General features: G+C 69.1%; 26 protein-coding genes and 1 tRNA gene. 16 read left to right on the plus strand and 11 right to left on the minus strand.

All coding sequences use genetic code 11. The features are described from left to right. Positions 1–107: 107 nt before the first annotated feature. The 5 genes from QZ588_RS08070 to QZ588_RS08090 all read left to right on the plus strand — a co-directional run bounded on the left by QZ588_RS08070 (position 108) and on the right by QZ588_RS08090 (position 3,133). On the plus strand, positions 108–479 hold the full coding sequence (locus QZ588_RS08070) for a DUF2237 domain-containing protein (protein ID WP_295541568.1): 372 nt from the start codon (positions 108–110) through the stop codon (positions 477–479). A 107-nt stretch (positions 480–586) separates the two neighbouring features. Continuing rightward, the gene (locus tag QZ588_RS08075; protein WP_295541570.1) at positions 587–1,585 is read left to right on the plus strand and encodes an amidoligase family protein; all 999 of its coding nucleotides are present in this window, start codon (positions 587–589) and stop codon (positions 1,583–1,585) included. Then, entirely contained in the window at positions 1,558–2,256 is a 699-nt protein-coding gene (locus QZ588_RS08080; RefSeq protein ID WP_295541572.1) for a gamma-glutamyl-gamma-aminobutyrate hydrolase family protein, read from the plus strand. The genes QZ588_RS08075 and QZ588_RS08080 overlap by 28 nt, the downstream gene beginning before the upstream one ends. A 29-nt stretch (positions 2,257–2,285) precedes the next feature. Further along, complete coding sequence (locus tag QZ588_RS08085; RefSeq protein WP_295541574.1) at positions 2,286–2,732, plus strand: YqaA family protein; 447 nt, start codon at positions 2,286–2,288, stop codon at positions 2,730–2,732. Continuing rightward, the gene (locus tag QZ588_RS08090; RefSeq protein WP_295541576.1) at positions 2,729–3,133 is read left to right on the plus strand and encodes a VanZ family protein; all 405 of its coding nucleotides are present in this window, start codon (positions 2,729–2,731) and stop codon (positions 3,131–3,133) included. The genes QZ588_RS08085 and QZ588_RS08090 overlap by 4 nt, the downstream gene beginning before the upstream one ends. A 22-nt stretch (positions 3,134–3,155) precedes the next feature. On the opposite strand, the gene QZ588_RS08095 is transcribed toward QZ588_RS08090, so the two are convergent. The 3 genes from QZ588_RS08095 to murU are packed head-to-tail and all read right to left on the minus strand — an operon-like array spanning position 3,156 to position 6,449. Continuing rightward, positions 3,156–4,223, minus strand: coding sequence for a M14 family metallopeptidase (locus QZ588_RS08095; RefSeq protein WP_295541577.1), 1,068 nt, complete (start codon positions 4,221–4,223; stop codon positions 3,156–3,158). Positions 4,224–4,256: 33 nt separating this feature from the next. Beyond that, positions 4,257–5,693 (minus strand): glutamate-cysteine ligase family protein, encoded by a 1,437-nt coding sequence (locus tag QZ588_RS08100; protein ID WP_295541579.1) that lies wholly within the window; start codon positions 5,691–5,693, stop codon positions 4,257–4,259. 15 nt (positions 5,694–5,708) lie between these two features. Beyond that, positions 5,709–6,449 carry an N-acetylmuramate alpha-1-phosphate uridylyltransferase MurU gene (murU, locus tag QZ588_RS08105; protein WP_295541581.1) on the minus strand — a complete coding sequence of 247 codons (741 nt, stop codon included), beginning with the start codon at positions 6,447–6,449 and terminating at the stop codon, positions 5,709–5,711. Between the two features lie 263 nt (positions 6,450–6,712). Between murU and QZ588_RS08110 the strand changes: the two genes are divergently transcribed. Next, positions 6,713–7,291: a hypothetical protein gene (locus QZ588_RS08110; RefSeq protein WP_295541582.1), complete on the plus strand. Its 579-nt coding sequence runs from the start codon at positions 6,713–6,715 to the stop codon at positions 7,289–7,291. Here the strand turns inward: QZ588_RS08110 and mtaB are convergent. The 4 genes from mtaB to QZ588_RS08130 form a co-directional block, all read right to left on the minus strand. Next, positions 7,285–8,655 (minus strand): tRNA (N(6)-L-threonylcarbamoyladenosine(37)-C(2))-methylthiotransferase MtaB, encoded by a 1,371-nt coding sequence (gene mtaB, locus QZ588_RS08115; RefSeq protein ID WP_295541584.1) that lies wholly within the window; start codon positions 8,653–8,655, stop codon positions 7,285–7,287. The two genes, QZ588_RS08110 and mtaB, sit on opposite strands and share 7 nt — an antisense overlap. A 31-nt stretch (positions 8,656–8,686) precedes the next feature. Beyond that, positions 8,687–9,094, minus strand: coding sequence for a nuclear transport factor 2 family protein (locus tag QZ588_RS08120; protein ID WP_295541587.1), 408 nt, complete (start codon positions 9,092–9,094; stop codon positions 8,687–8,689). Further along, positions 9,091–9,738 carry an Hsp20/alpha crystallin family protein gene (locus QZ588_RS08125; protein WP_295541588.1) on the minus strand — a complete coding sequence of 216 codons (648 nt, stop codon included), beginning with the start codon at positions 9,736–9,738 and terminating at the stop codon, positions 9,091–9,093. The genes QZ588_RS08120 and QZ588_RS08125 overlap by 4 nt, the downstream gene beginning before the upstream one ends. A gap of 116 nt (positions 9,739–9,854) precedes the next feature. Beyond that, positions 9,855–10,277 carry a hypothetical protein gene (locus QZ588_RS08130; RefSeq protein ID WP_295541618.1) on the minus strand — a complete coding sequence of 141 codons (423 nt, stop codon included), beginning with the start codon at positions 10,275–10,277 and terminating at the stop codon, positions 9,855–9,857. Positions 10,278–10,794: 517 nt separating this feature from the next. Between QZ588_RS08130 and QZ588_RS08135 the strand changes: the two genes are divergently transcribed. The 7 genes from QZ588_RS08135 to tsaB all read left to right on the plus strand — a co-directional run bounded on the left by QZ588_RS08135 (position 10,795) and on the right by tsaB (position 19,607). Continuing rightward, positions 10,795–11,334: a hypothetical protein gene (locus QZ588_RS08135; RefSeq protein ID WP_295541591.1), complete on the plus strand. Its 540-nt coding sequence runs from the start codon at positions 10,795–10,797 to the stop codon at positions 11,332–11,334. Between the two features lie 300 nt (positions 11,335–11,634). Continuing rightward, positions 11,635–12,570 (plus strand): ABC transporter ATP-binding protein, encoded by a 936-nt coding sequence (locus tag QZ588_RS08140; protein ID WP_295541593.1) that lies wholly within the window; start codon positions 11,635–11,637, stop codon positions 12,568–12,570. Beyond that, positions 12,567–13,367 (plus strand): ABC transporter permease, encoded by an 801-nt coding sequence (locus QZ588_RS08145; protein ID WP_295541595.1) that lies wholly within the window; start codon positions 12,567–12,569, stop codon positions 13,365–13,367. Before QZ588_RS08140 ends, QZ588_RS08145 begins: the two co-directional genes overlap by 4 nt. A 169-nt stretch (positions 13,368–13,536) precedes the next feature. Next, the gene (gene mrcB / locus QZ588_RS08150) at positions 13,537–15,951 is read left to right on the plus strand and encodes a penicillin-binding protein 1B (protein ID WP_295541597.1); all 2,415 of its coding nucleotides are present in this window, start codon (positions 13,537–13,539) and stop codon (positions 15,949–15,951) included. A gap of 69 nt (positions 15,952–16,020) precedes the next feature. Beyond that, positions 16,021–16,893 carry a tetratricopeptide repeat protein gene (locus QZ588_RS08155; RefSeq protein WP_295541598.1) on the plus strand — a complete coding sequence of 291 codons (873 nt, stop codon included), beginning with the start codon at positions 16,021–16,023 and terminating at the stop codon, positions 16,891–16,893. A 20-nt stretch (positions 16,894–16,913) separates the two neighbouring features. After that, the gene (locus QZ588_RS08160; RefSeq protein WP_295541600.1) at positions 16,914–18,842 is read left to right on the plus strand and encodes an ATP-dependent DNA helicase; all 1,929 of its coding nucleotides are present in this window, start codon (positions 16,914–16,916) and stop codon (positions 18,840–18,842) included. A 60-nt stretch (positions 18,843–18,902) separates the two neighbouring features. Next, positions 18,903–19,607, plus strand: a complete 705-nt coding sequence (gene tsaB / locus QZ588_RS08165; protein WP_295541602.1) for a tRNA (adenosine(37)-N6)-threonylcarbamoyltransferase complex dimerization subunit type 1 TsaB — start codon at positions 18,903–18,905, stop codon at positions 19,605–19,607. Positions 19,608–19,664: 57 nt separating this feature from the next. Here the strand turns inward: tsaB and QZ588_RS08170 are convergent, their stop codons facing one another. After that, positions 19,665–19,913: a hypothetical protein gene (locus QZ588_RS08170; protein ID WP_295541604.1), complete on the minus strand. Its 249-nt coding sequence runs from the start codon at positions 19,911–19,913 to the stop codon at positions 19,665–19,667. Positions 19,914–20,025: 112 nt separating this feature from the next. On the opposite strand from QZ588_RS08170, the gene QZ588_RS08175 reads away from it, so the two are divergent. Continuing rightward, a complete protein-coding gene (locus QZ588_RS08175) occupies positions 20,026–20,832 on the plus strand; it encodes a ferritin-like domain-containing protein (RefSeq protein WP_366929545.1) in 807 nt (268 codons plus the stop codon). 198 nt (positions 20,833–21,030) lie between these two features. Here the strand turns inward: QZ588_RS08175 and QZ588_RS08180 are convergent, their stop codons facing one another. Beyond that, positions 21,031–21,825, minus strand: a complete 795-nt coding sequence (locus tag QZ588_RS08180; RefSeq protein ID WP_295541608.1) for a UDP-2,3-diacylglucosamine diphosphatase — start codon at positions 21,823–21,825, stop codon at positions 21,031–21,033. Between the two features lie 52 nt (positions 21,826–21,877). Next, on the minus strand, positions 21,878–22,369 hold the full coding sequence (locus QZ588_RS08185) for a peptidylprolyl isomerase (protein ID WP_295541609.1): 492 nt from the start codon (positions 22,367–22,369) through the stop codon (positions 21,878–21,880). A 263-nt stretch (positions 22,370–22,632) separates the two neighbouring features. Here QZ588_RS08185 and cysS point away from each other — a divergent pair, with 263 nt between their 5' ends. After that, positions 22,633–24,042 carry a cysteine--tRNA ligase gene (gene cysS, locus QZ588_RS08190; protein ID WP_295541611.1) on the plus strand — a complete coding sequence of 470 codons (1,410 nt, stop codon included), beginning with the start codon at positions 22,633–22,635 and terminating at the stop codon, positions 24,040–24,042. Positions 24,043–24,156: 114 nt separating this feature from the next. Here cysS and folD read toward each other — a convergent pair whose 3' ends face one another. Further along, positions 24,157–25,008, minus strand: coding sequence for a bifunctional methylenetetrahydrofolate dehydrogenase/methenyltetrahydrofolate cyclohydrolase FolD (gene folD / locus QZ588_RS08195; RefSeq protein WP_295541613.1), 852 nt, complete (start codon positions 25,006–25,008; stop codon positions 24,157–24,159). Between the two features lie 179 nt (positions 25,009–25,187). Here folD and QZ588_RS08200 point away from each other — a divergent pair. Next, positions 25,188–25,261 (plus strand) — tRNA-Pro (locus tag QZ588_RS08200).

The raw sequence follows: 25,261 nt of genomic DNA on the forward strand, positions 1-25,261 counted from the left end.
ACCGCCCGCGCCGGACCCGCTGAAGCCGTCGGCGATCGTCCCCATGTTGCCCACGGGCGTCACGATGGCGCCCGGCGAATCGGTCACACAGCGCAGGAGAGCGGGTCATGTCCACTCCCAAGAATGTCCTCGGCGAGCCCCTCGAGCTCTGCTCCGAGTCCCCCAAAACCGGCTTCACCCGCAGCGGCAGCTGCGAGACCGGCCCCCAGGATCTGGGCTCTCACACCGTCTGCGCGCGGGTGACCCAGGCATTCCTGGAGTACTCCAAGTCCCGGGGCAACGATCTCATGACGCCGATCCCGGAGTTCGACTTCCCCGGGCTCAAGCCCGGCGATCGCTGGTGTCTATGCGCGGCGCGCTGGCAGGAGGCGCTGGAGGCGGGCTGTGCGCCCCGGGTGGCGCTGCGGGCCACCCACGAGCGCGCGCTGGAGGTCTGTTCCATGGCCGATCTGAAGCGCCACGCCGCGGATTTGTCCTAAGGCCGGCGCCGGCGCGCCGCCAACGGGCCCGATCAGCGCCGCCGCGCCCTAAGGCCCAGCGGCGACGGGTATAAGCTGATCACTCAGCCGCGGTCGACGGTGTCCTGATGTCCGAGCCTCTGCCCATGCCGCCCGTCACCCACCGCGCCGATGGCGGCGAGCGCCGGGTGGGTGTGGAACTGGAGTTCAGCGGCCTGACACTGGACGAGGCCGCCGCACTGGTGGCCGCCGCCGTCGGCGGGGCGGTGAGCGCCCCCGGCCGTTATGAGCGCAGCATCGATGGTGACCCGGCCGGCGCCTGGCAGGTGGAAGTGGATTTCGGCCTGCTGAAGGAGCTTGGTCGGCGCGAGCGCCATCGCCCGGAGCTCGCGGACGCCGCCGGGGACCTCGCCGAAGACGTGCTGCGGCTGTTGGCCGCGCATGTCGTGCCCATGGAGGTCGTAAGTCCACCGCTGCCGCTGGGGCGACTGGCGATGATGAATGACCTGATCGCCGAGCTGCGCGCGGCGGGGGCCCGTGGCACCGGCGAGGAGTGGGCCTACGCCTTTGGGCTGCAGCTGAACCCGGAGATGCCGGATACCGATGCGGACACCGTGCGCCACTACCTGCAGGCCTTCCTGTGCCTGGAAGACTGGCTGCGCGAGCGCGCCGACGTCGACCTGACCCGGCGCCTCACCGCATTCGCCGAGCCCTTCTCCAAAGCCTATGCACGGCGGGTGATCGCCGCGGACTATGCCCCGGGCCTGGACGGGCTCATCGACGATTATCTGGAGGCCAACCCAACGCGCAACCGGGCGCTGGATCTGTTGCCGCTCTTGCTGTATCTGGACCCGGCACGGGTGCGTGCGGTGGTGGACGATCCGCGCGTCAAGCCCCGGCCGACGCTGCACTATCGGCTGCCCAACAGCGAGATCGAGCACCCGGATTGGGACCTGGGCGTCGCCTGGGGCGATTGGCTGGTGGTGGAACGGCTGGCCGCCAGCCCGGCACGGCTGCAGGCGCTCTGCGCCGCCTACGCGCACTTTCTCTCGCAGCCCCTGGAACGCCTGGTGGGGGACTGGTCGCAGACGGCGGACGCATGGCTGCGCGAGCATCGGCTCCGCTGATCGCCGTCACCGGTGGCAACCGCAGCGGCCACGCCCCGCGGCGGCTGGTGGCGCTGGCGCTGTGGCTCGCCGGTGCGCGCGCCGTCAGCGTCACGCCCAGGAACCCGCGCGCGGATCTGCGCCCGGATGCCGTGGTCATCACCGGTGGTCATGATGTGGACCCGGTGCTCTACGCCGCCGCACCCGAGGTGCACCCGCGCTATGACCGCGACCGGGACCGGCTGGAAAGCGTGGTCATCGATCAGGCCCTGGCGCTTGGGCTGCCGCTGCTCGGTATCTGCCGGGGTGCCCAGTTGCTGAACGTGCGCCTGGGGGGCTCGCTGTACCAAGAGCTGCGCTCGCGGCGGGTGCGCACGTCCAACCGCTGGACTGTATTGCCCCTGAAAACGCTCCGCGTCTGCGCCGACAGTCGGCTGGCGGAGCTGCTGGGCACGCGGCAGACGCGCATCAACAGCCTGCACAACCAGGGCATCGATCGCGTCGCCGATGGCCTGCGGGTGGTGGGCCGGGATCTGGACGCGATCGTGCAGGCCATCGAGCTGCCGACGCACCCCTTCCTGATCGGCGTGCAGTGGCATCCGGAGTTCCTGCTCTATAAACCCTCGCAATTGCGCCTGTTCCGGGCTTTGGTGCGCGCGGCGCGGGAACGGCGCCGGGTGCTGGCCGGCTGAGGCCTGCGACATCCCCGCAGGCCTGTCCGATGGAAGGTTACTTTGGGCTCTTCACGGCGGCCTTCGTCGCCGCAACCCTGTTACCGTTCTACTCGGAGCTGGCGCTCGTGGGGTTGCTCGCCGCCGGCTATGATGCCTGGCTGCTATGGCTCTGGGCCACCGCCGGCAATACCCTCGGGGCCGCCGTCAACTACGTCATCGGCCGCTGGCTGATGCACTACCAGGACCGGCGTTGGTTTCCCGTCAACGAGCGCCAGCTGGCGCCCGCGCGGCGCTGGTATGCGCGCTGGGGCATCTGGTCGCTGTTGATGGCCTGGCTGCCCGTGGGTGGTGACGCGCTCACCTTCATCGCCGGGCTTATGCGTGCGCCGTTCTGGCTGTTTTTTGTGCTGACGGGTGCCGGCAAGGGGGCCCGCTATGCGGTGGTGCTGCTCTTGTACGCCCTGGGTGTGGGACACGTGGGGGAGATGGCATGAACTTTGACCATGCGCTGTTCAAGCGCGCGTCTCTGGGCGCGTCTCCGGCGGCGCGCCTGGCATTGGCGGCGGCGATGCTGCTCATCGCCTGGCTGGCGCTGACGCCGCAGCCGGATGTGCCGGGGCTGGGCTGGGACAAGCTCAATCACCTGGCCGCTTTTCTGGTGCTCGCCGCGCTGGCGGAGATCGGCTGGCCAGGGCGCCGGGCGCTGCCGTGGCGGCTCGCGTTGGTTTTGGGCTATGGCGTCGGCATCGAGCTGGCGCAGGCGCTGCTGCCATACCGGCAGGCGTCGGTGCCGGACTTTGCCGCCGATGCCCTCGGCGTCGGCCTGTGGCACGGGCTGCGGTGGGCGCTCACGCGCGTGCGCCTGGCGCGGGCTGGTGCACTGGGTCGGAGATGAGGCGACGCCCGCGGCGCCGTCCTCAGTCGGGCCGCGGCGGCACATGCTTGTCGTAGCGCTCCAGCAGATAGCCGAGACAGTCCTGGCGAATCACCTCGGCATTACAGGTGAGCATGGATGGCATCACCGGCAGCTTGAGGCGCAGCTCGCCGTCTTCGCAGGTGAAGTAACGCCGAGTGACGTCCCGACCCCATTCGTCGCGAACGTCCAGCGGCGGCTGCGCCAGCGTGCAGGTCGCAAAGGCCGTGCCCGCCGGCAGCTCGCGGAAGTTCAAGTGCTCCAGCGTCGGCGACAGGGTGAGCGGGGCGGCGGCCGGCGGGAAGGCGAAGTCGATGTGCGCGGGCACCTTCATCTGCGCCACGGTGTGGAAGAGATCGATGTCGTGCATGGGCACCGGTGTGTCGGGGATCTCGGCGAGGTGCAGACAGGCGTCCACCAGCTCCAGGGCGTGATCGATGCCAAGCTGGTCGTGGACCTTGCCGCATTCCACGGTGATGGCCGGACACAGGGCTGCCATGGCCTGGGACTGTACCCCCCGGGGGCGGGTGAAAAAGACCACGGTGCGGGCAAACAGCGTCGCGAGATGCAGATAGCGGTTGTCGATGACGTTGACGCAGGCATAGTGCGGGTTGGTGCCGGTGTTGTTGTGCAGATCGACGCTGGCGAAGAGCCCGCGCTCGGCCATGCGCGCGGTTACGCGTTGCATGACCCCGTGCGCCGGCGTCGGTGGCAGCTCCGAGCCCGGCCAGACACGGTTGAAGTCCGGCTGCTCTGGCAGGTGGCGCACGCCGGCGGCGGCGGCACGCGGGTTGCCGATGAACAGGGCGAGGGATCGCGGCAGGCGGCGGTCGCCGCCGCCAACATCGAATGCCGGCAGCAGCCGCCGCACGGCCTCCCAGCCAACCGTCTCGTTGCCGTGCATCAGCACGGAGACGAACAACGCCGGCTCGCGCTGGCCCGCCAGGTGGATCAGTGTTGGACCGTCCAGCAAGCCGCCCAGGGCGGTGGCATCGCACGCGAGCAGACCCGGCGGCAGGTGGTCGAGCTCGATGAGGGGGTCGGCGGTGGGCGTGTCGGCGTCGAAAGACAAGGTGGCGATCTCGTGCTGGTGGGCGTTGGGACCTCAGTCGAGTGTCCATTGGTGGACGGGCTTTTCGGTGGCCTGATGCGCCAGGTAGGCCTCCGTCAGGCCTTCCCAGTCGCGGCCGTATCGTGCCACCCAGGCCCGCTGCCACAGCGCGCCGGTGCGCTTGGTGCGCACCCGCTGCGCGACGATGCCGAGCCAGTGCTCGCGCTCGGCGGCATCGATACCCAAGTCCGCCAGACCGGCATGGGCCAGCGGCAGCAGCCGCTGAAGGATGATCTCAGGCAGCTTCACCCGCTGCGCCTCGTCCCACGGAAAGGCCGCATCCAGCCCGTACTCGGCGGCCAGGTAGAAATTGCTGCGGGCCTGCGGGAACGAGATGCGCCGCTCCGGCGGCTCGGCGGCGGCGGCCAGTGCATGCACGGCGCCGAAGTAGAAGGCGGCGTTGGCGACATTGTCGGCGACGCTCGGCCCCGCGGCGGCGACGCGATGCTCCATGCGCAGGTGTGGCACGGGCGCCCGGCCGGGGTGCGCGTCGAAGCCGACGAGCGGCCGGTTCCAGCGCCAGATGGTGCCGTTGTGCAGGCGCAGATGCGCGAGCTGCTCGCGGGGTGTGTCCATCAGCTGCGGCAACAGCACCGGGTAGCGCCGCACGTTGGCGCGAAAGGCCTCGAGCACGGAATGCTGGGCATAGTTGATGCCGAAGCCCACCCGCTCGCGCAGCGGGCTGCCGCCGACGGAGACGGATTGCTCGAACAGCGGAATTCGGGTCTCGCACCAGAGTTCGCGGCCGAACAGGAAGGGCGAGTTGGCGGCGAGGGCCACCATCGGTGCGGACAGGATCTTGGAGGCGTTGAAGATGCGCGCCGACTCGCGGGCGTTCATCTTGATGTGGATCTGAAACGAGGTGGCGGCGGCCTCCAGCATGACGTCCTGCTGCTCGAAGGTCAGCGGCTGCTCGCCATGGATCGCAAGCCAGATGGGTGCGCCCTCGCGCAGACGGAGAATCTGCTCGTTGAGCGCCCGGTAACGCTCCCGGGGGGTCATGCGGGCCATCACCAGGTGCTCGGCGCGCAGCGTCGGCAGAATGCCACAGGTGACCACGTTGGCGCCCAGCTCGGCGGCGCCCGCGCGCACCCGGCGCAGGGTCTTGGTGAGCTCCGCGGCGAGGCTGCTCAGGGCATCACCGGTGAGCCGCACCGGCGTGCCGTTCAGCTCCAGGTTGAACTGGGCCAGCTCCGGCACGACCAGCGGGTCGTCGAGGGCGGCGAGCAGCGGCTCGATGACGGGCGCCGGCGCCGTATGCCGGCGGTCCACCAGCCAGGCCTCCATCTCGAAGCCGCCCTCGCGCGGCGTCTCGGCGAAGCAGTCGTCGTTGAACCAGGCGGCGAGCAGCTCCGTTTCGGCATTGAGCCTGGCCTGGAACTCCGCGAAGTCCGCAGGGGTGAAGCGGGTGTCGGTGATGTCCTGGCCCATGGCATACCTTTGGGATCAGGCGGTGGCCAAGCTGAGCATGCGGTCGAGCTCGGCGAGCCGCTCCGGGGTGCCCACATCCAGCCAGCGCCCGCGGTGATAAAGACCCCCCACACGCCCGGCGGCGACGGCGCGACGCAACAGGGGCGCCAGCGGGAAGGCCCCGGGCCCGGCGTCGGCGAAGAGTGCTGGATGGTAGACGCCGATGCCGGCGAAGGTGAGTCGCTTCGGGGCGTCGGTTGGCTCGCCCCTCGAGCCAACAGTTGCGCCTTCGGCACAGACGCGGCTGCCGTATAGCGCGAAATCACCCGCGTCGTTGTGGCCGGGATTGTCCACCAGCACCAGCGTGGCGAGGTCACCCGCGGCGAGGGCGGCGGCGTTCGCGAGCCGCGCGTAGTCGAAGTCGCACCAGATGTCGCCGTTGGTGACCAGGAAGGGGGCGAGGCCATCGGTGAGCAGGGGCAGGGCCCGGCGGATGCCGCCGCCGGTTTCGAGGGCCCCGTCGTGACCGAGCGCCCGTCCTTCGGCGGAATAGCGAATGGCCACGCCGTACCTGCCGCCGTCCGCCAGGTGCGCCTCGATCTGCTCGCCCAAGTGGGCGTGGTTGATGACCAGATCGGTGAAGCCCGCCGCCGCGAGCCTCATGATCTGGTGCTCGATGAGCGTGCGCCCGCCCGCCGCCAGCAGGGGCTTCGGCGTATGGTCCGTCAGTGGCCGCATGCGGTTGCCGCGCCCGGCGGCGAGGATCATGGCCTTCATGGGCGGTTGGGTGATGGTTCGGGCTGCCCGTGGGACGGGAACATACCAGAACTGCGGCGCGGCGTTGGCACGGCGGCAGGGTGGGCAAGTTGTGTCTGGTCATCGCGACTCCAGACCCTCGCGCCCCGCTCCTGGACCTTGGCCCATCGACGTCACCGGGCATCGGCATCCATGCCGTCGCGCGGCCCCGTGCCTGAACAGACGCAAAAGCCCCGTAGCGATGCTGTATCCTCTCTGGCCTTTCGGCTGTTCGAGGGGCATTCATGAGCCCACAGCACCCCCCTGTACTGCGGCGATGGCCGCTTGCGGCTGCGGCTTGCTGCGCCCTCCTGGCGCTGCTGTTGGCGGCGGCCCCAGCGGCCGCGAATGCCCCCCAGCCCTGCCTGAAGCTGGTCTTCAATCGCTATTGTCTGGGTGGGAGCGTCAATGTCGTTGCGCAGCAGCAGCCGCCCGCCCTGCGGCAGGATCAGGGCGAGCGGGTGGCGCTGGTCTACTACGAAGGCCATGACCGCGTTTATGTGCTCGCCTGGCGAGGCGCCGTCTACAAGGTGCTTAGGGATCACCGCATCGCCTCGAGGCTGCACTACGAGGATTTGTACCAAATTCTGCGCAGGAAGTACGGCGAGGGCGAGGATCGCAGCAGCTTTCCCGAGGATGCGAGCACGCCGGGGCGCAAGCAGATCGCCATCCGCCGCGGCGAAGGCAGGGCCGTGCACGTCTGGGAGACGGATGCCGGCTGGCATGTGGAGCTGAGCTGGACACGCGAGACCGGTCTCGCGCTCGCCTACATCGCCGATGCGCTGAACGAGCAGCAGGCGGCGGCCACGGAGAGCGGCTACTGAGCCGCCCGGGTGTGGTGGCCGGGCGCCCGGTGCATGGCGCCGCCGGTGCCGTCGTCCAGCCGCGCTTCCAGCGCTTGGGCATCATCGCTGCAGCCTAGCAGCCGCGCCGGGACGATGCGCCCGACGCTGTCAGCGGGCGCCTGGCGCAGGCGCACCGGCAGGTAGCCGGGGGTGAAGCCCGCGGCGTAGGCGCCGATCTCATCGCGATTCTGGCCTTCGATCAGCACCGGCAGCGTGCGGCCCGCCTGCGTGCGCAGTGCCGTCGTCTTGAGCGCCGCGCCCAGGTCGTGCAGCGCCCGCGCGCGCTCGCGCTTGATCGGCTCGGGCACCTGGTCGGGCATCGCCGCGGCGCGGGTGCCGGCGCGGGGCGAGTACGGAAAGATGTGCAAATGGCTGAAGCCCGTGGCGGCGACGAACGCCATGGTCTGCTGCCATTCGGCCTCGGTTTCGCCGGGGAAGCCGACGATGACATCGGTGCTGACCTGAAAATCCGCGATGGCGGCGCGGGCCTGTGCCACCAGCTGCGCGTACGCGTCGGTGCGGCAGCGCCGCGCCATGCGCCGCAGCAGCGTATCGGCGCCGCTTTGCAGCGGCAGGTGCAGGTGCGGCATCAGCCGCGGGTTGGTGAAGCGCTGCCAGAACGCCTCCGGCAGGTCCCAGGGCTCGACGGAGCCGAGCCGGATGCGCGGCACGTCTGTCTCGCGTAGCACGGCGGCGAGGAGTCCCGCAAGATCGGGCGTCGCCGGGCTGGCGGCGCCGCGTCCGTAACCGCCGAGCTGCACGCCGGTGAGGACGATCTCCTGCACGCCGGCGGCTGCCACCGCATTGATCTCATGGATGATCTCCGCCGGGGGCCGGCTGCGCTCGTCACCGCGGGCGATGGTGGTGATGCAGAAGGTGCACTGGTAGCGGCAGCCGTCCTGTACCTTGATGAAGGCGCGCTGGCGCCCGCGGGCGAACAGGGCTTCGGCGGCGTCGGCATCGGCATCCGGGGGCCTCGCCGGCACCAGGGCGAGGGCATCGGCGGCGATGGCCACGAGGCGGTCCTTGTCGGCGTTGTCCACGACGAGATCGATCTCACCGGCGCCGAGATCGGTGTCCGCGAGGGATGCCGCGCAGCCGCTCACCACCAGCCGTGCGCCGGGATGAGCACGCTTCAGGCGCCGCAGCAGCTTGCGGGACTTGCGCACGGCCTCGGCGGTGACGGCACAGGTATTGACCACCAGCAGGTCGGCGGGCTCGTCACCTGCGGTGATGCGGCAGCCGCGGCGGCGAAAGTCCCGCGCCCAGCCCTCGAGCTCCGCCTCGTTCAGGCGGCAGCCCAGGGTCTCGAGATACACACGGGGTGCGGTGTCGGTGGGCATTCGGTGATCCTGTGGGCGGCGACGCCGACGTTCAGGGGTGCGGCGGTGGCTCGTCCGGCGGCGGTGGTGGTGAGTTCTGGTGCAGGATCATGGTCCAGCCGGCGTCGCCGCGGCGGAAGACGTTGGTGGCGAAGATGCCGGGGGCGTCCGGTGGTGCCTGTGGTCCATTGTCGTGCTCCTGGAGGTAGTGGATGGCCACATCACCGAAGGCCACCCAGTGGATGTGGGTGACGCGGATGTCGATGGGGATATCGCCGTGCAGCAGCTCGCGCATCAGGCCGCGCACCTGGAGACCGTGGACGATCGGCTGCATGGGCAACACGCAGGCGATGTCCGGCGAGTCGTCCCAGACGCGTGCCATCAGGGTCGCGTCGCGCGACTCCAGTGCATCGTAGTAGGCATCCTCGGCGGCCTGGGGGGTCTCGAAGCCGTCGCTCATTGCGGCTGTTCCCGCGGCGCCGGTGGCAGTGTCTGCGGTGTTGGCTGGCCGTACTCAGGGAGGTCTGACCGCCGTGGCATGCGAATCCGGATGGTGTCGTCGCCGTCGGTGCGCTGCAGGTTGCGCAGGTCAGCATCCGGTGGCGCCGGCAGGCGCCTGACACGCTGGCCGGTGGAGAAGCCCCAGCTGCGACGGTAGCCGCGGCCGTCGGCGAAGGTCTCTTCGCGGGTGGTCTCTGCGCTGCGCCGCACCGCCAGCAGCAGGCCGCCGCCGACGGCTCGGATCTGCACCTGCGCGGCGGGCAGTCCCCGCAGATCGATGTCCAGCAGATAAGCATCGTCGCCGCGGCTCTGCGTCAGCCGGATGCCGGCGAAGTCGAAGGCGAGGCGGCCCGTCTCGGGATCGTACGCCGGGGGCATTGGTGGGGGCATCGGTCCGCCGCCGGCACTGAGCTCGGGTCCGGCCCCCCGCATGGACGGCGGCAGCCCCGGCATCGGCGCCATGGGCGGTGGCTGTATCGGTAACCCGGCGGGGGGCATGCTCTGGGGTGAGGCCTGGCCCGCGGCGGGGCCACCGTTGCCGGCCTGCGCGAGTGCCGGCAGCAAGAGACAGGCGGTGGCGAAGAGACTCCAACGCGGATTCATCGAATGATCTCCCGGGATTGCGGATGTTGTCGGCGGATGCGATGCGCGCCGCTGCCGGACGAAGCACGCCAACGAGCGCGGCGATGTGACAGTGCCCACAGTATAGGGCGGAGTGCTCAGTGCCGGCACCGCCACGTGGGGCTGCCGTCAGTCGTCAGGACCCCCCAGCGCACGAGCAGTGCGCGGGCATCGTCGGCGTCGTGTTGGTACCAATTCCAGGCGGAGCCGAGCCGAAAGCTGTAGCCCCAGGCATCCATGTCCCGGCACAGGCGCTCGGCCCCCACCCCCGGCAGTTGGTCGGCGATGCGGATCTGCAGGTAGCAGACCGCGCTTTCTTCCGCATCGTCCCCGCCGGCGTCCGTGTGAAGGCCGCGCCGGCGCTCGTCGGTCATGCAAACATAGTGGCAGGCCTCGTGCAGCGCCGAGTGCAGCGGCGTGTCGTGGCGCACATAGAGCCGATGACCGATGAGGCCCGCTTCGGGCGGCCCCCAATAGCTGCCCGGAATTGGCGCCAAGGCGTCGACCTTGGTCAGCGCCATGCCGAGCCGGTTCAGGATTCGGGCCAAATACGGTGTTGGCAAGCGGGACAGCATGCAAAGCGCTCGTGTCAGTGCCGGGGACGCGGATGCACCGCTTGCGCGTCCCGGGCATGCGCATCCTCCAAGACCGGGTGGACGGACAACGCTTGCGCCCGCCGTTGGGGGCGATCGCACGGCGCCGTTGCCGATCGTGCACGTTACGCGATTCGCAGGACTTTTGCCATGTTATACCCGTCGCATCTCGGTTTTCGCTTTCTGCGGGCTGGGTTGCAGCTGGCGGGGGTCTCGACAGCAGGGATGCTGTCGTGAAGCCTACAGGGATGTATTCACGGCGTCCCCCGCCAGCTGCAACCCAGCCCGCAGATGCCTGCGCCGGACATTGACATCCGCCTGGTATATCGGTGTTGGCAAGCCAAGCCCTTGTCGTCTGCCTGGAATAGGGAGCGCCGACGGGTATAAGCTGTGAAGCGATGGGTGAAATCCAGGCACGAGCAGTGCCACCGAAGCGGAGGTCAGCATGGCGAGACAGGGCGCAGACGAGCAAGCAATCCCTGCGGTGCCGGGCGTCGTTGCCCCGGCCCCGTTGCACACCGACCAGCGGCGCGGGCTGCAGGTGGTCCATCGGCGCGAGCACCCAGCCGGGCCGGCGCCGGCGGCGATGCCGGGGGCCGTTGGTGCGGCGGTGGTGATGGCATCCGTCGCTCTGGGGGCGGGCCTGGGCCTGGCCAGCGCCGCCACGCTGCAGGCCCCCGCCGCTGTGGACGCGGCGCTCGCCAACCTGCTGCATGCCATGGTGGGCATCAAGGCGCTTATCTTCGCCGCTGCGGCCACGCTGATTTTGATGCGGCTGCGCACGCCGGCGACTGCGGCGTCGCTCACGGGCTACGGCGCCGGCCTCGGCGTCTCCGCCGCTGCCCTCGTCTGGCTTTGGGGGCTGTCGGGGCTGCTGGTGGGCTCGGCGTTGTTCTACGGTGGCCTGGCCATCGGCTACCTGACGGCGAGTCGCGATCCACTGCTCGCGTCCGCCCTGAAGGGCTCGCCGTTGCGCCGTGGTTGAGCGCTGAGGCCACGGTCGCTCGCCGGGCCGCGTCGTCTACACCCCCGGCGATACCACCGGCCCTGCGTCCGCCCTTGCGTCCGCGGGCCGCGCGTCCGCCGATAGCGACGGGGCGTGGTCGCCCCCCTGCATGCTTGCAATGCGCGTTCCTTGCGGCTAGCGTACCCAGCGCCGATCGTGGCATCGCGGCGGCGTTCTCGCCGACGCCACGTCCCAACGCCCCTTGCCGAAGCCTCAGCCTAGTTGTCTCTGCCCAACACCTTGGGTCTGGGGCGCCGAATCCATCAGTCTCCTGGTCTCATGCACGCCCTCGTCGTTGAACAACTCCGCAAGGTCTACCAGTCTGGCTTCGAAGCGCTGCAAGGGGTGGACCTGACGGTGGAGGAGGGGGACTTTTTCGCGCTGCTGGGCCCCAACGGCGCCGGTAAATCCACGCTCATCGGCGTCGTCACCTCGCTGGTCAACAAGACTTCCGGTCGCGTGCGGGTGTTCGGGCACGACCTCGACACCGAGCCCGAGGCGGTGAAGGCCTGCCTCGGCGTCGTGCCGCAGGAGTTCAACTTCAATCTGTTCCTGCCGGTGGCCGAGGTGGTCATCAACCAGGCGGGCTACTTCGGCATCCCCAGGCGCGAGGCCAAGCAGCGGGCGGAATTTTATTTGCGCAAGCTCGATCTGTGGGAGCGCCGGCGCTCGGAGATGCGGCTGTTGTCCGGCGGCATGAAGCGCCGACTGATGATCGCCCGGGCCCTGGTGCACCGGCCGAAGCTCCTGATCCTGGACGAGCCGACGGCGGGTGTGGATATCGAGATCCGCCGGGCCATGTGGGATTACCTGCGCCAGCTCAACGCCGAGGGGACCACCATCATCCTGACCACCCATTATCTGGAAGAAGCCGAGAGTCTGTGCCGCAGCATCGCCATGATCGACCATGGACGGATCGCAGCGGTGGCCGACACCCAGGCGTTGCTCGCGGAGCTGGATGCCGAAGCCTTCGTGCTCAATCTGAGCGCGCCGCTGGCGGTGGCGCCGTCGCTGCCGGGGTTCGACGTCGCACGGCTGGATGCCACCACGCTGGAAGCGCAGCTGCATCGCGGTCAGACCTTAAACGAGCTGTTTGCGGCGCTGCGGGCGACTGGCATCGAGGTGGCGAGCATGCGCAACAAGCAAAACCGGCTCGAGCAGCTGTTCCTGGAGATGGTGGACCGCGGCCGCAGCGCCCCGGCGCAGGCGGCATGAGCGCGTATCCCGGCACCGACCTGCGGCGTGGGTATCGCTACTGGGTCACCTTCTCGACGCTGCTGCAAAAGGAGGTGCTGCGTTTCTCGCGCATCTGGGTGCAGACCATCCTGCCTTCGGCCATCACGACGATGCTGTACTTCGTCGTCTTTGGACGGCTCATCGGCGATCGCATCGGTAGCATGGACGGTTTCGCGTACATGGATTTCATCGTGCCGGGCCTGGCGCTGATGGCGGTCATCACCAACGCTTACAGCAATGTGGTCTCATCGTTTTATTCCAGCAAGTTCTCGCGCTACGTGGAGGAGCTGCTGGTGTCGCCGGCGCCGCCCTGGGTGATCCTGGCGGGCTATGTGGCCGGCGGCGTGGCGCGCGGTGTCACCGTTGGCATCGTTGTCATGCTGGTGGCGATGTTCTTCACCGACGTGGCGCCGCACAGCTGGCTCATCACATTCTCGGTGTTCGTGCTGACGGCCGTGCTCTTCGCCCTCGGCGGCTTCATCAATGCAGTGTTCGCCAACAGCTTCGATGACATCTCCATTGTGCCCACTTTTGTGCTGGCGCCGCTGACCTATCTCGGTGGCGTGTTCTACTCCATCGAGCTCCTGCCGGAGTTCTGGCAATGGGTGTCGCTGCTGAATCCGGTGCTGTACATGGTCAATGCCTTCCGCTACGGGCTGCTCGGGACCACGGATATTCCGCTGGTCATGGCGTTTCTCATCATCGCCGTTTTCATCGCGGTGCTCGGCGCGCTCAGCCTGCGCCTGCTGCAGCGGGGAGTGGGCATCAAGCAATAGCCGGAAGGCGTTGTGGGGGCCGGTGGCACGCTGGAACGTGTTAAACTCCCCCGCTGAGATCTACACGCTGGAATGTGGCTTAAGCCACTGATGTGCCAAGTGTGGCCGCATCCGCCAACGGCTACACCAGCGCGCAGCAGCCCCGACCCAGCTCCGAGCGCTGACAGCCATGCGACAGCAAAGACGCTCTCACCCAGGGCCATCGCGCCGACGCCGCCTGCCGCGCCAGGGCATCGGCTTGCTCGGCCTCATGGTGCGTGTGGTGGTGCTGGTGGCGCTGGGTGTGGGGCTGGCCGTCGGTCTCTATGGCGTCCACCTCGACAAGGTGGTGCGAGCCAAGTTCGAGGGCAAGCGCTGGGCGCTGCCCGCGCGCGTCTATGCCCGGCCGCTGGAGCTCTACACGGGGCGTTCGCTGTCGGTGGCGGAGCTCGAGGGCGAGCTTAGCCGACTCGGCTATCGTCAGGACCCAAAGCTTTCGCGCCCCGGCAGCTATCACATCACGGGCGAGCAGGCGGCCATCCGTACCCGGCCCTTTCGCTACTGGGATGGCTATGAGCCGGAGCGCTACCTCAGGGTGGATCTGAGCGGCGGTGTGGTGAAGGACGTCGCCGACGGGCGTGATGCGGCGCCGCTGGCGCTGGTGCGGCTGGACCCGGCGCTCATCGCGAGCATCTATCCCACCCACAACGAGGATCGGGTGTTGTTGCGGCGCGAGCAACTGCCCAAGCGTCTGGTGAAGACGCTGCTCGCCGTCGAAGACCGCACGTTCTATCAGCACCATGGCGTCGATCCCAAGGGCATCCTGCGTGCAGCCTTCGAGAATCTGCGCGCGGGGCGTACCGTGCAGGGGGCGAGCACGCTCACCCAGCAGTTGGTGAAGAACTTCTACCTTACGCAGGCGCGCACCCTGGAGCGCAAGCTGAACGAGGCTTACATGGCGCTGCTGCTGGACTGGCGCTACGACAAGGACGAGATCCTGACCGCCTACGCCAACGAGGTCTACCTGGGGCAGGATGGCAGCCGCGCCATCCATGGTTTTGGTCTCGCCAGCCGGTTCTATTTCAACCGCGACGTCGATGAGCTGGATATCGCGCAGACCGCGATGCTGGTGGCTATTCTCAAGGGCCCGTCGGAGTTCAATCCGCGCCGCAATCCCGAGCGCGTCATCGAGCGGCGCAATCTGGTCATCGATCTGATGGCCCACCACCAGGTCATCTCCAAGGCCGACGCCGCGCAGGCCAAGCAGGCCCCGCTGGGGCTGGTGGCCGGCGGCGCCCGCCCGAGCGGGGCGTATCCCGCCTTCATCCAGCTGGTGCGCCGGCAACTGCAGCGGGACTATCGCGAGGAAGACCTGCGCTCGGAAGGTCTGCGTATCTTCACCACCCTGGACCCCCTGACCCAGGATCATGTGGAGGCCGCCGTGAAAACGCGCCTGCCGCAGCTGGACCGCTCGCGCCGGCTGCCGGAGGGCACGCTCGAGACCGCCGCCGTGGTGACGTCCGTCGCCCAGGGCGAAGTGCTCGCGGTGGTGGGTGGACGCGACCCCGAGTATGCCGGCTTCAATCGCGCGCTGGACGCGGTGCGGCCCATCGGCTCGCTGATCAAGCCGGTGATCTACCTGAAGGCGTTGTCGCAGCCGCAGCGCTATTCCCTCATGACACCCATTGCGGACGAGCCGGTGAGCCTGCGTGTCGCCGGCGTCATGTGGCAGCCGAAGAACTACGACCACAGGGTCCATGGCACCCTGCCGCTGTACCGCGGCCTGGTGAAGTCCTACAACCTCGCCACGGTCAATCTCGGTCTGGCGCTGGGTGTGGATGGGGTGGCCGGGCTGCTCAGAGATCTGGGCGCCGTGCGCAACATCGATACGGTGCCGGCGATGCTGCTGGGCTCGGTCTCGCTGCCGCCGGTGGAAGTGGCACAGGCTTATCAAACCATCGCCGCCGGCGGCTTCCGGGCGCCGCTGCGGGCGATTCGTGAGGTTCTCGATGCGTCCGGGCGGCCACTGAACCGCTATCCGTTGGCCGTGCAGTCCGTGGTGTCGGCACAGGCGACCTACCTGACGCAGTGGGCCATGCGTCGGGTCGTCACCGAAGGGACGGCCACCTGGCTCAAGCAGCGCCTGCCGGATGACCTCACCGTCGCCGGCAAGACCGGCACGACGAACGACATGCGCGATAGCTGGTTCGCCGGTTTCAGTGGCGACAAGGTGGTGGTGGCCTGGGTGGGCCGCGACGACAATGCGCCCATGGGCCTCAGCGGCAGCAGCGGTGCGCTGCGTCTCTGGGGCGATATCGTCGCCAGTATCGACACCATGCCACTGGACGATACGCCGCCGGAAGGTGTGGTCACCACCGGCGCCTGCGGCCGCTCCGCGCCCTATATCGACGGCTACGCCGGCAGCGCCTGCGGTGGCAGCGGCGGCCGGGTGGCGAGCGATGGTGATCGCCCTGGTGCGGCGGATGCGGTGGTGGCCCGGGAGCCCGCGGCGCGGGCGGCCGAAGCGACACGGCGTGCCGCCTCGAGAGAGGCGGCGCCGGAGCGCGAAGTCAGTCCTTTTCTCAGCGATTTCTACGGAAACTGAGCTATGTCGAGAGTCCAGAGGTTTGCTCTTTTCGCGCTTTTGCCCCTGGTGCTGATGACGGGCTGCGCCATGAATCAGCGCACCGAGCCGCCGGCACCGATCTACGATTCGAGCCGACGCGCCGCGGTCGCGGATCGGGATGATGGCGGGTCGCAGGAAACCCCCGAGACCGCATCCGATGCGCCGGCGCCAACGCGAGTGTACGCCTACACGCCCCCCGAGTCGGTGCCCGACTCCCAGCCCCAGACCCAAACCGAGTCGGGTCAGCAAGCCGCCGCGAGCACGCCCGTGGTGGCGGCGCCCCAATCCACACCGGCGAGTCCGCCGCAGCCGCGTGTGTCCACCGCTGGCTCGCCCGCCGACTCCCGTGCAGATGCCGACACGCCGCGCACAGGCTCGCCGCCCGCACAGGGTCCGCAGTCCGCGAACGCAGCCCCCGGCGGCTCGCAGCCGGGGGCGCCTGCGACTGCGCCCGCATCCTCGGCGCCGCCGCAGGCCGGCGGCGGGGCACCGCGCACGACAACGAGCCCGCCGGCGGCAACCGCACCGACGCCTGCGGCGCCGCCCGCACCCGAGACCGTCGCCACTGCAGCAAGGCGCCCGGCGTTGGCGCCGAGCGGTATGGCGCCGGCGGTGGAGGCACTCGCCGGGCGCGCCGAGCAGCAGCGCCAAACCGGTGACTACGCGGGTGCCGCGGCGACGCTGGAGCGGGCGCTGCGCATCGAGCCCCAACAAGCCTACCTGTGGAACCGCCTGGCGCGTGTGCGCCTGGAGCAGGGCCAGGGCACCCAAGCCAGCAATCTCGCCGCACGCTCCAACGCCCTCGCCGGCAATCAGGTCGCCCTCAAGCAGAACAACTGGGACATCATCGCCACCACCAAGCGCCAGAGCGGCGATATCGAGGGCGCCGTGGAAGCCGAGCGCAGGGCGGCCGGGGGCTGATCGCCGCCCCTTCAGCGTCCATGGCCGAGGATACGGCGGAGCAAACCGTTGCGGCGCTGGGTCCGGACGGCGTGCTGTCCCGGGCCCTGGACGGCTTCGCCTGGCGCGAGCAGCAGCAGGCCATGGGGGCGCGTGTCGCCGCTGCCCTCGACGGCGGCGAACAACTCATCTGCGAGGCCGGCACGGGCACCGGCAAGACCTACGCGTACCTGGTGCCGGCGCTGTTGAGCGGTCGCAAGGTCATCATCGCCACCGGCACCCGTAACCTGCAGGATCAGCTCTTCCATCGCGATATCCCCGCGTTGCGCCGCGTCCTTGGGATTCCGGTACAAGTGGCGCTGTTGAAGGGGCGGGCGAATTATCTCTGTCGTCACCGCCTGCAGCGAGCCGTTGCGGATCCGGGCGCCCTGCGACCCGAGGCCCGGCGCGATCTCGGCGCCGTGCGCGACTGGGCCGGCGCGACCCGCAACGGCGATATCGCCGAGGTGGCCATCCCTGAAGACGCTGCGGTCTGGCCCGCGGTGACGTCCACCGCGGATAACTGTCTCGGGCAGGAGTGCCCGCAATGGCAGGGCTGCCATCTGGTGGAGGCGCGGCGGCGGGCACAGGAGGCGGATTTGGTGGTCATCAACCATCATCTCCTCTGCGCCGACATGGTGCTGCGCGAGGAGGGCTTCGGCGAGGTACTGCCCGGCGCCGACGCCGTCATCGTCGACGAAGCCCATCAACTGCCGGACATCGCAGCCCAGTTCTTTGGCAGTTCCATCAGCAGCCGCCAGGTGATGGACCTCGCCCGGGATCTGAAAGCCGCGCAACGCGACGAGGCCGAGGATGCACCGCAACTGCGCGAGCTCGCCGCCGCCCTGGGAGACCTGGTGCCGCGCCTGCGGCTCGCATTCGGTGGCGGCGATCGTCGCGGCGCCTGGCGGGAGATCACCGCGGATGATGCTGTTCGCGAGGGCATGCAGGCGCTGGCGGATCTGCTCGCCGAGATGGGCTCGGCGCTCGCCGCAGTGGAGCGCGGCGCCAAGGATTTGGAGCAGTGCCGCACGCGGGCGGATGGGCTGTTACGGCGTCTGGAGGATCTGCGCGACGGTGAAGACGATGGCTCGGTGCGCTGGTTCGAGCTGCGCGGGCAGGGCTTTCGCCTGCATCAGACGCCCCTCGATGTCGCCGCCGTGCTCCAGGGCTACCAATCCCGCCAGCAGACCGCCTGGGTGTATACCTCGGCGACCCTCGCCGTGGGCGAGTCGTTCGCACACTTCGCGGAGCAGGTGGGTGCACAGGCTGCGGCAACCGCCCGCTGGGACAGCCCCTTCGACTATCAGCGCCAGGCCCTGCTGTTTATGCCGCCGGGCATGCCGGAGCCGGGGGCGGCGAACTACGATGGCATAGTGGCCGAGACCGCGCTCGCCGTCATCGAGGCGAGCCGCGGGCGGGCGTTTTGTCTATTCACCAGTCATCGTGCGCTGCGTGCCGCCGCCAACGCCTTCGCAGGCCGGCTTGCCTATCCGCTGCTGGTGCAGGGTGATGCGCCGCGGGCGGCGCTGATTCAGCGCTTTCGCCACCACGGCAATGCGGTGCTCCTGGGCACCTCCAGCTTCTGGGAAGGCGTGGACGTGCGCGGCGAGGCCCTGTCTTGTGTCATCATTGACCGACTGCCATTCGCATCCCCCGGTGATCCGCTGCTGCAGGGGCGCATCGATGCCCTGCGCAGCGCCGGCGGTAATCCGTTCCGGGACTTGCAATTGCCGAAGGCGGTGATCGCCCTCAAGCAGGGGGCCGGACGCCTGATTCGAGACAGCGGCGACCGGGGAGTGCTGGTGCTGTGCGACCCACGGCTGCGCTCGCGCAGTTACGGTCGGGTGTTCCTCGACAGCCTGCCCAGCATTCACCGCACCACGGCTCTGGCGGACGTGGCGGCCTTCTTCGATGCCGCCGGCCCATGACGCCGACGGGGGCGAGTCGCCGCCGGGCAACCCACCAACACCCACTGTTACGACGCTCCCATGCGACTGCTCGCCATCGACACCTCGGCTGCCCACTGCTCGGCGGCATTGTATGACACCGGCAGCCTGATCCAGCGCATCGCACCGGCACAGCGCCGCCACGGTGAGCGCATTCTTGGCATGATGGAAGATCTGCTGCGGACGGCGGGATTACGGGCCGCGGACCTGGATGCCTTTGCCTTCGCCCGTGGGCCGGGCTCGTTCACCGGTCTGCGCATCGCCGCCGCCGTGGTGCAGGGCGCCGCACTGGCAACGGAGAAGCCCATCGTCGCGGTGTCCACCCTCGCGGCGCTGGCCCAGGGCTGCCGACGCGATGCCGGCGCACAGCGTGTGCTCGCCGCGTTGGATGCCCGCATGGGCGAGGTCTACGCCGGGGCTTACGCGGCCGATGCCCAAGGCCTCATGGTGGCAGTGGCGGACGATCAGGTCTGCGCCCCCGCGGCGGTGCGGGCACCGGGCGGCCCGGGGCCCTGGATGGCGGCGGGTAGCGGCTGGGACACCTATGGCGACGTGCTGGCCGGTGCGGTGCGTGCCGCCAGCGGCGCCGATCCCGCCCGCGTGGACGCGCAGCGTCCCTGCGAAGCCCAGGATGTCGCCGTGCTCGCCGCCGCAGCCTATGCCGCCGGCGCCCTGCTGGATCCCGCCGATGCGCAGCCGGTGTACCTGCGCGATCGGGTCACCAGCAATGCTCCGGCGCGGGGTTAGGGGTGTCGACGTGCCGCGATCCTACGGTCGCTCTTGGGTAACGATGTCTTCGGGCCGCTATGATGGGGTGGTCACACCGCCGAAGTGTTGTCGATGGCGGCAGTGGCGGCGCATGCAGCTGATGACGTAGTGCCACAGGGTTGCGGCGACGGCGGCGGTGCCGGCCGCGGCGATGCCGAGGCGCGGCCAGGTGCTCCAGTCCGACAGGCCCAGGATCAGCCAGGTCATGAATCCGATGACGCCGGCGATGACGACGATCATCACGAACGGCAGCGGCGACGCGGTGCACTTGGGACACAGTTTCATGGTGAGAACCTCCCGCCTCTGGCGATGATATTTTAGTTATCGATGGACTACCGATGAAGGTTAACGCATCCGTCGGCCCGGCGCGATGGTCGTATCGCTGGGAGTGCTGTCGGTGAATGGCTGCGCCCTGTTGGCCGCCGCGGCACGTTGCCTCGCCGAGGCGGACCCGGCCACCAAGGCCGGCCTGAGCGCACAAGCGGCGGCGGCGATTCGCGCAGGCGTGCTCGCGCGCGATGCCCGGGATGTGCGCTCCCCCGCCGCCAAGCCCGGACGGCCGCGGCGCCCCGCACTGGTGCCGCCGCGGCAACTGCCGCGACGCGGGCTGGATCAGCCCGCGGGTCGGGCGGCCCTGGTGCATGCCATCGCCCATATCGAGTTCAATGCCATCAATCTCGCCTGGGACGCGATTCAACGCTTTCCTGACATGCCGGCCGCCTTCGCCGCAGACTGGGCCCGCGTCGCGGATGACGAGGCGCGCCATTTCACCATGTTGCGCGAGCGCCTGCGGGGCCTCGGCTACGACTATGGCGACTTTCCCGCCCACGACGGCCTGTGGCAGATGGCGGAGGCCACCGGCCATGATGTGCTGGCGCGCATGGCCCTGGTGCCGCGGGTGCTGGAGGCGCGCGGGCTCGACGTCACCCCCGGCATGATTGCGCGGCTCGAGCGCGCCGGCGACGCGGCGACCGCCGCTTGTCTGCGGGTGATCCTGCGCGAGGAAGTGGCGCACGTGGCCATCGGCAGCCACTGGTTCCGTTGGCTGTGCGGGCTGCGCGGCCTGGCACCACGCGAGACCTACTTCCGGCTGCTCACCGAGCACATGGCAGGCGGCGTGCGCCGCCCGCTGAATCGGCAGGCGCGGCTCGCGGCGGGCTTCGACGCGTTGGAACTGGAGCGCCTGGAAGCGCTGTGCCAATGACCCGGCCAGTCCACCCGGAGATGCGGAATAGTGGTGTGGAACCATCTTCGGTCGGCGTGGATGGCGCCATCGGTCCCATGAGCGTCCCGGCTTCGGCTCGCCGGGCGCAACAGTCCGGAGCCAGCAACAGTCGCCAGGCAAGGCAGCGGTCTCAGCCGGGCGTGGGCTGACGTCAGCATGATGTCACGCGTGGCGCTGCTATGCGGGTTGCACGGGCTCCCGCCGCAGGCCATCGTCGCCGGCCACCAGGACTTCACCGCCATCGATGGACCAGTCCGCGAGGACGTGCCGGTGAGCGGGTGCGCCGGCGATGCGCAGTTGATGGTCTGCGGGGCGGTGGGTATGTCCGTGGATGAGCCGTCTGACGCCGTGTCGGCGCATGACACGCTGCACTTCATCGGCGTTCACGTCCATGATGGCGGCGGTCTTCTCCGCCATGGCGGCCGCGCTGCGCTGGCGGTACGCGGCGGCGATGTGTCGGCGCTTGGCCAGCGGCTGGCGGCGAAACAGCCATTGCACCACTGGATTGCGCACGCGCCGGCGGAAGCGCTGATAGGCGCGATCATCGGTACAGAGGCGGTCGCCGTGCATGAGCAGGGTGGGCTCGCCGGCGACGGTGATGCGGGCCGGTTCCCGCAAGAGCTCGCAGCCGGTGCGGCGGGCGAAACGCCGCCCGATGAGAAAATCGCGGTTGCCGTGCATCACGGCGCAGCGGGTGCCGCCCGCGGTCAGGGCGGCGAGGCCGGCTTCCACGTCCTGGTAGGTGGGATCATCATCGCCGATCCAGGCATCGAAGAGGTCGCCCAGGATGTAGAGCGCACCGCCGCCGGCGGCGCGTGCTTGCAGCCAGTGCAGGAATAGGGCGGTCAGTTGCCCACGCTCCGGGGCGAGGTGCAAATCCGAGATGAACAGCTGCTGCTCGGCCGGCGGCGTCGGCCGCTTTGCGCGGGGCAGGTGCTGCGGCCGCGCCCGTGGCTCACTCTCGGGCGGCATGGTCCACACGCGCCGCGGCCCTGGTGCCGGGGATGGACGTGCGCCGGAGGGCTCAGTCCGCCACCACCTCCGCCTTCTGGATGACCACGTCCTGCTCGGGCACATCCTGATGGCCACCACGCGAGCCTGTCTTGACGCCCTTGATGCTGTTGACCACGTCCATGCCGTCCGCCACCTTACCGAACACGCAGTAGCCCCAGCCGTCCTGTCCCGGATAGTCCAGGAAGGCGTTATCGGAGACGTTGATAAAGAACTGCGCCGAGGCCGAATGCGGATCATTGGTGCGCGCCATGGCCAGGCTGCCGACGACGTTCTTGAGGCCGTTGCGGGCCTCGTTCTCGATGGGGGCACGCGTCGGTTTTTGCACGAAATCTGTGTTCATGCCACCGCCCTGGATCATGAATCCGTCGATGACGCGGTGGAACAGCGTTCCGTCATAGTGGCCGTCGCGCACATATTGCTCGAAGTTCGCCGCGGTGATGGGGGCGTTGTCGTAATCCAGCTCGATGAGGATATCGCCGTGGTTGGTGCTCAGCTTGATCATTGACTGCTCCTGTGATGAGGGTTTTGCCCGTGTGATGGGGACGCGAGAAAGGGGCCTGCGGGTATCGATGCGGGCGCGGATGCCGCACGCTGAGCTGCATGCTACGGGTTTCGCCGCTCCGGCAAAACCCCGACCCCGCTGGAATGGTTCTCGGCTGGTATGCGCTTTGCTAACATTTTGAGCCAACGGCGCCCATGCCGGCGCCCGCGCGGCGCGCCCGGCGCCGGTCGCAACCGCTCACAACAGGCAGAGGCCGTAAGCCCATGCTCGAGATCCACAACAGCCTCACGCGCCGCAAAGCGCCGTTCCAGCCGCTGACGCCGGGCCGGGTGCGCATGTATGTCTGTGGCATGACGGTCTACGATCTCTGCCACCTCGGGCACGCGCGGGTGCTGGTGGTCTTCGATGTCGTCTACCGGCATCTGCGCCGTCTCGGCTACGACGTTACTTATGTGCGCAACATCACGGACGTCGACGACAAGATCATCCGCCGCGCGGCGGAGAACGCCGAGCCCGTGGCCGCGCTCACCGAGCGCTTCATCGCCGCCATGCACGAAGACGCCGACCGCCTGGGTGTGCTGCGCCCGGACCAGGAGCCGCGGGCGACGGCGCACATGGCCGAGATGCACGCGATGATCGCGCGCCTGATCGACAAGGGTCATGCCTATGTCGCCGGCAACGGCGATGTCTATTATGCCGTGGCGAGCTTCCCCGGCTACGGGCGGCTCTCGGGCAAAGACCCCCAGGATCTGCGCGCCGGCGCCCGCGTCGAGGTGGGCGAGGCCAAGCGCGATCCCCTGGACTTCGCCCTGTGGAAGGCCGCCAAGCCCGGCGAGCCGGCCTGGGCATCGCCCTGGGGGCCGGGGCGTCCGGGCTGGCACATCGAGTGCTCCGCCATGTCCACCGGCTGCCTGGGCAATCACTTCGACATCCACGGCGGCGGCGCCGATCTCATGTTCCCGCACCACGAGAACGAGATCGCCCAGAGCGAGGGCGCCACCGGCGAGCCCTTCGTCAATGTCTGGATGCACAACGGCTTCGTGCGCGTGAACGACGAGAAGATGTCCAAATCGTTGGGCAACTTCTTCACCGTGCGCGAAATCCTGGAGCGTTATCAGCCGGAGGCGGTGCGCTACTTCATTCTGGCCAGTCATTACCGCAGTCCGCTCAATTACGACGACAGCCAGCTCGACGGCGCCCGGGCGGCGCTCACCAGGCTTTACACGGCCCTGCGCGGCCTGCCGCCGGCGCCCGAGCCTGCGGCGGAGATTGGCGTCGAGCCCAGCGATGGCACGGCCTACCGCGCGCGCTTCGACGCCGCCATGAACGATGACTTCAACACCCCGGAGGCGCTGGCGGTGCTCTTCGACCTGGCGCGGGAAATCAACCGGGTGCGCGCCGACGACGAGGCCGCTGCCGCGGGTCTGGCCGCGGAGCTGCGCCGGTTGGGCCATGACTTGGGTCTGCTGGAGCAGGACCCGGAGGCCTATCTGAAGGCCGGCGCCGGCATGGATGGTCTCTCGGATGCGGCCATCGAGGATCTGATCGCCCGCCGCGGCGCCGCGCGCCGGGCCAAAGACTTCGCCGAGGCGGATCGTATCCGCGACGAGCTGCAGGACGCAGGCATCGTGCTCGAGGACGGCCCAGGCGGCACCAGCTGGCGGCGCGGTTGAGCCGGGGCATGTGTGGGCCCGCCGCGCCGACGGCGGGCGGCGCACCGCCGGCCAAGGCCCTGGGGCGCTGGCGTCAGGCGGCTGCTGTCGTAGCCTCGCCGCCCTGCACCTGCGCTACAGCTGCAGTTCCGCCGCCGCCAGCGTATTCTCCAGCAGGCTGGCGATGGTCATGGGCCCCACGCCACCGGGCACCGGCGTGATCCACCCGGCGCGCTCGGCGGCTGACGCAAAGTCCACATCGCCACAGAGCTTGCCCGCCTCGTCGCGGTTCATGCCCACGTCGATCACCAATGCGCCGGGCTTGATCCAATCGCCGGGCACATAGCGCGAGCGGCCCATGGCCACCACCAGCACGTCCGCGGCGCGGGCCTTATCGGCGAGCTGCTTGGTCCGGCTGTGACAGACGGTGATGGTGCAGCGTGCCGCCAGCAGCTCCAGGGCCATGGGGCGCCCGACGATGTTGGACTGGCCGATCACCACCGCGTCCAGGCCCTCCAAGTGCTGCCCGGTGCGCGCCAGCAGGGTCATCACGCCCTTGGGCGTGCAGGGCCGCAGCACGGGCATGCGCAGCACCAGGCGGCCGACGTTGTAGGGGTGGAAGCCGTCGACGTCTTTGGTCGGCAGGATGCGCTCGATGACGGCCTCGGCGTCGATCTGCGCCGGCAGTGGCAGCTGCACGAGGATGCCGTCGATGGCATCGTCAGCGTTGAGGCGGTCCACCAGTGCCAGCAGCTGCGCCTGCGAGGTGGTCGCCGGCAGTGCGTGCAGCTCGGAGTGAAAACCTACTTCGGCACAGGCCTTACGCTTGTTGCGCACATAGACCTGGGAGGCTGGGTGCTCGCCCACCAGCACCACCGCGAGTCCGGGGGGGCGCCGTCCAGCGCTCAGCCGTGCGTCGACTTGTGCCTTGACCTGTGTGCGGATGTCCGCCGCGATGGCCTTACCGTCGAGGATAGTTGCGCTCATGGTCGATCTCTGCCGGTCAAACCTCCGGAATGATCCAACCCCTGCTGCAACTGCGCAAGTGTATGGCGTCAGCGAGCCCGCCGTGTGGCCACGACTGGCGAAAAGAGGATTGACGCAACCGGGCAGGGGCTTTATGCTGCATCGTTTAAGGTTGTTGCGATGTCTAGGCGTACCACCACCGGGGTATAGCGCAGTCTGGTAGCGCGCCTGCTTTGGGAGCAGGATGTCGGGGGTTCGAATCCCTCTACCCCGA

Source organism: uncultured Thiohalocapsa sp. (assembly GCF_913062725.1).
Classification (GTDB): domain Bacteria; phylum Pseudomonadota; class Gammaproteobacteria; order Chromatiales; family Chromatiaceae; genus Thiohalocapsa.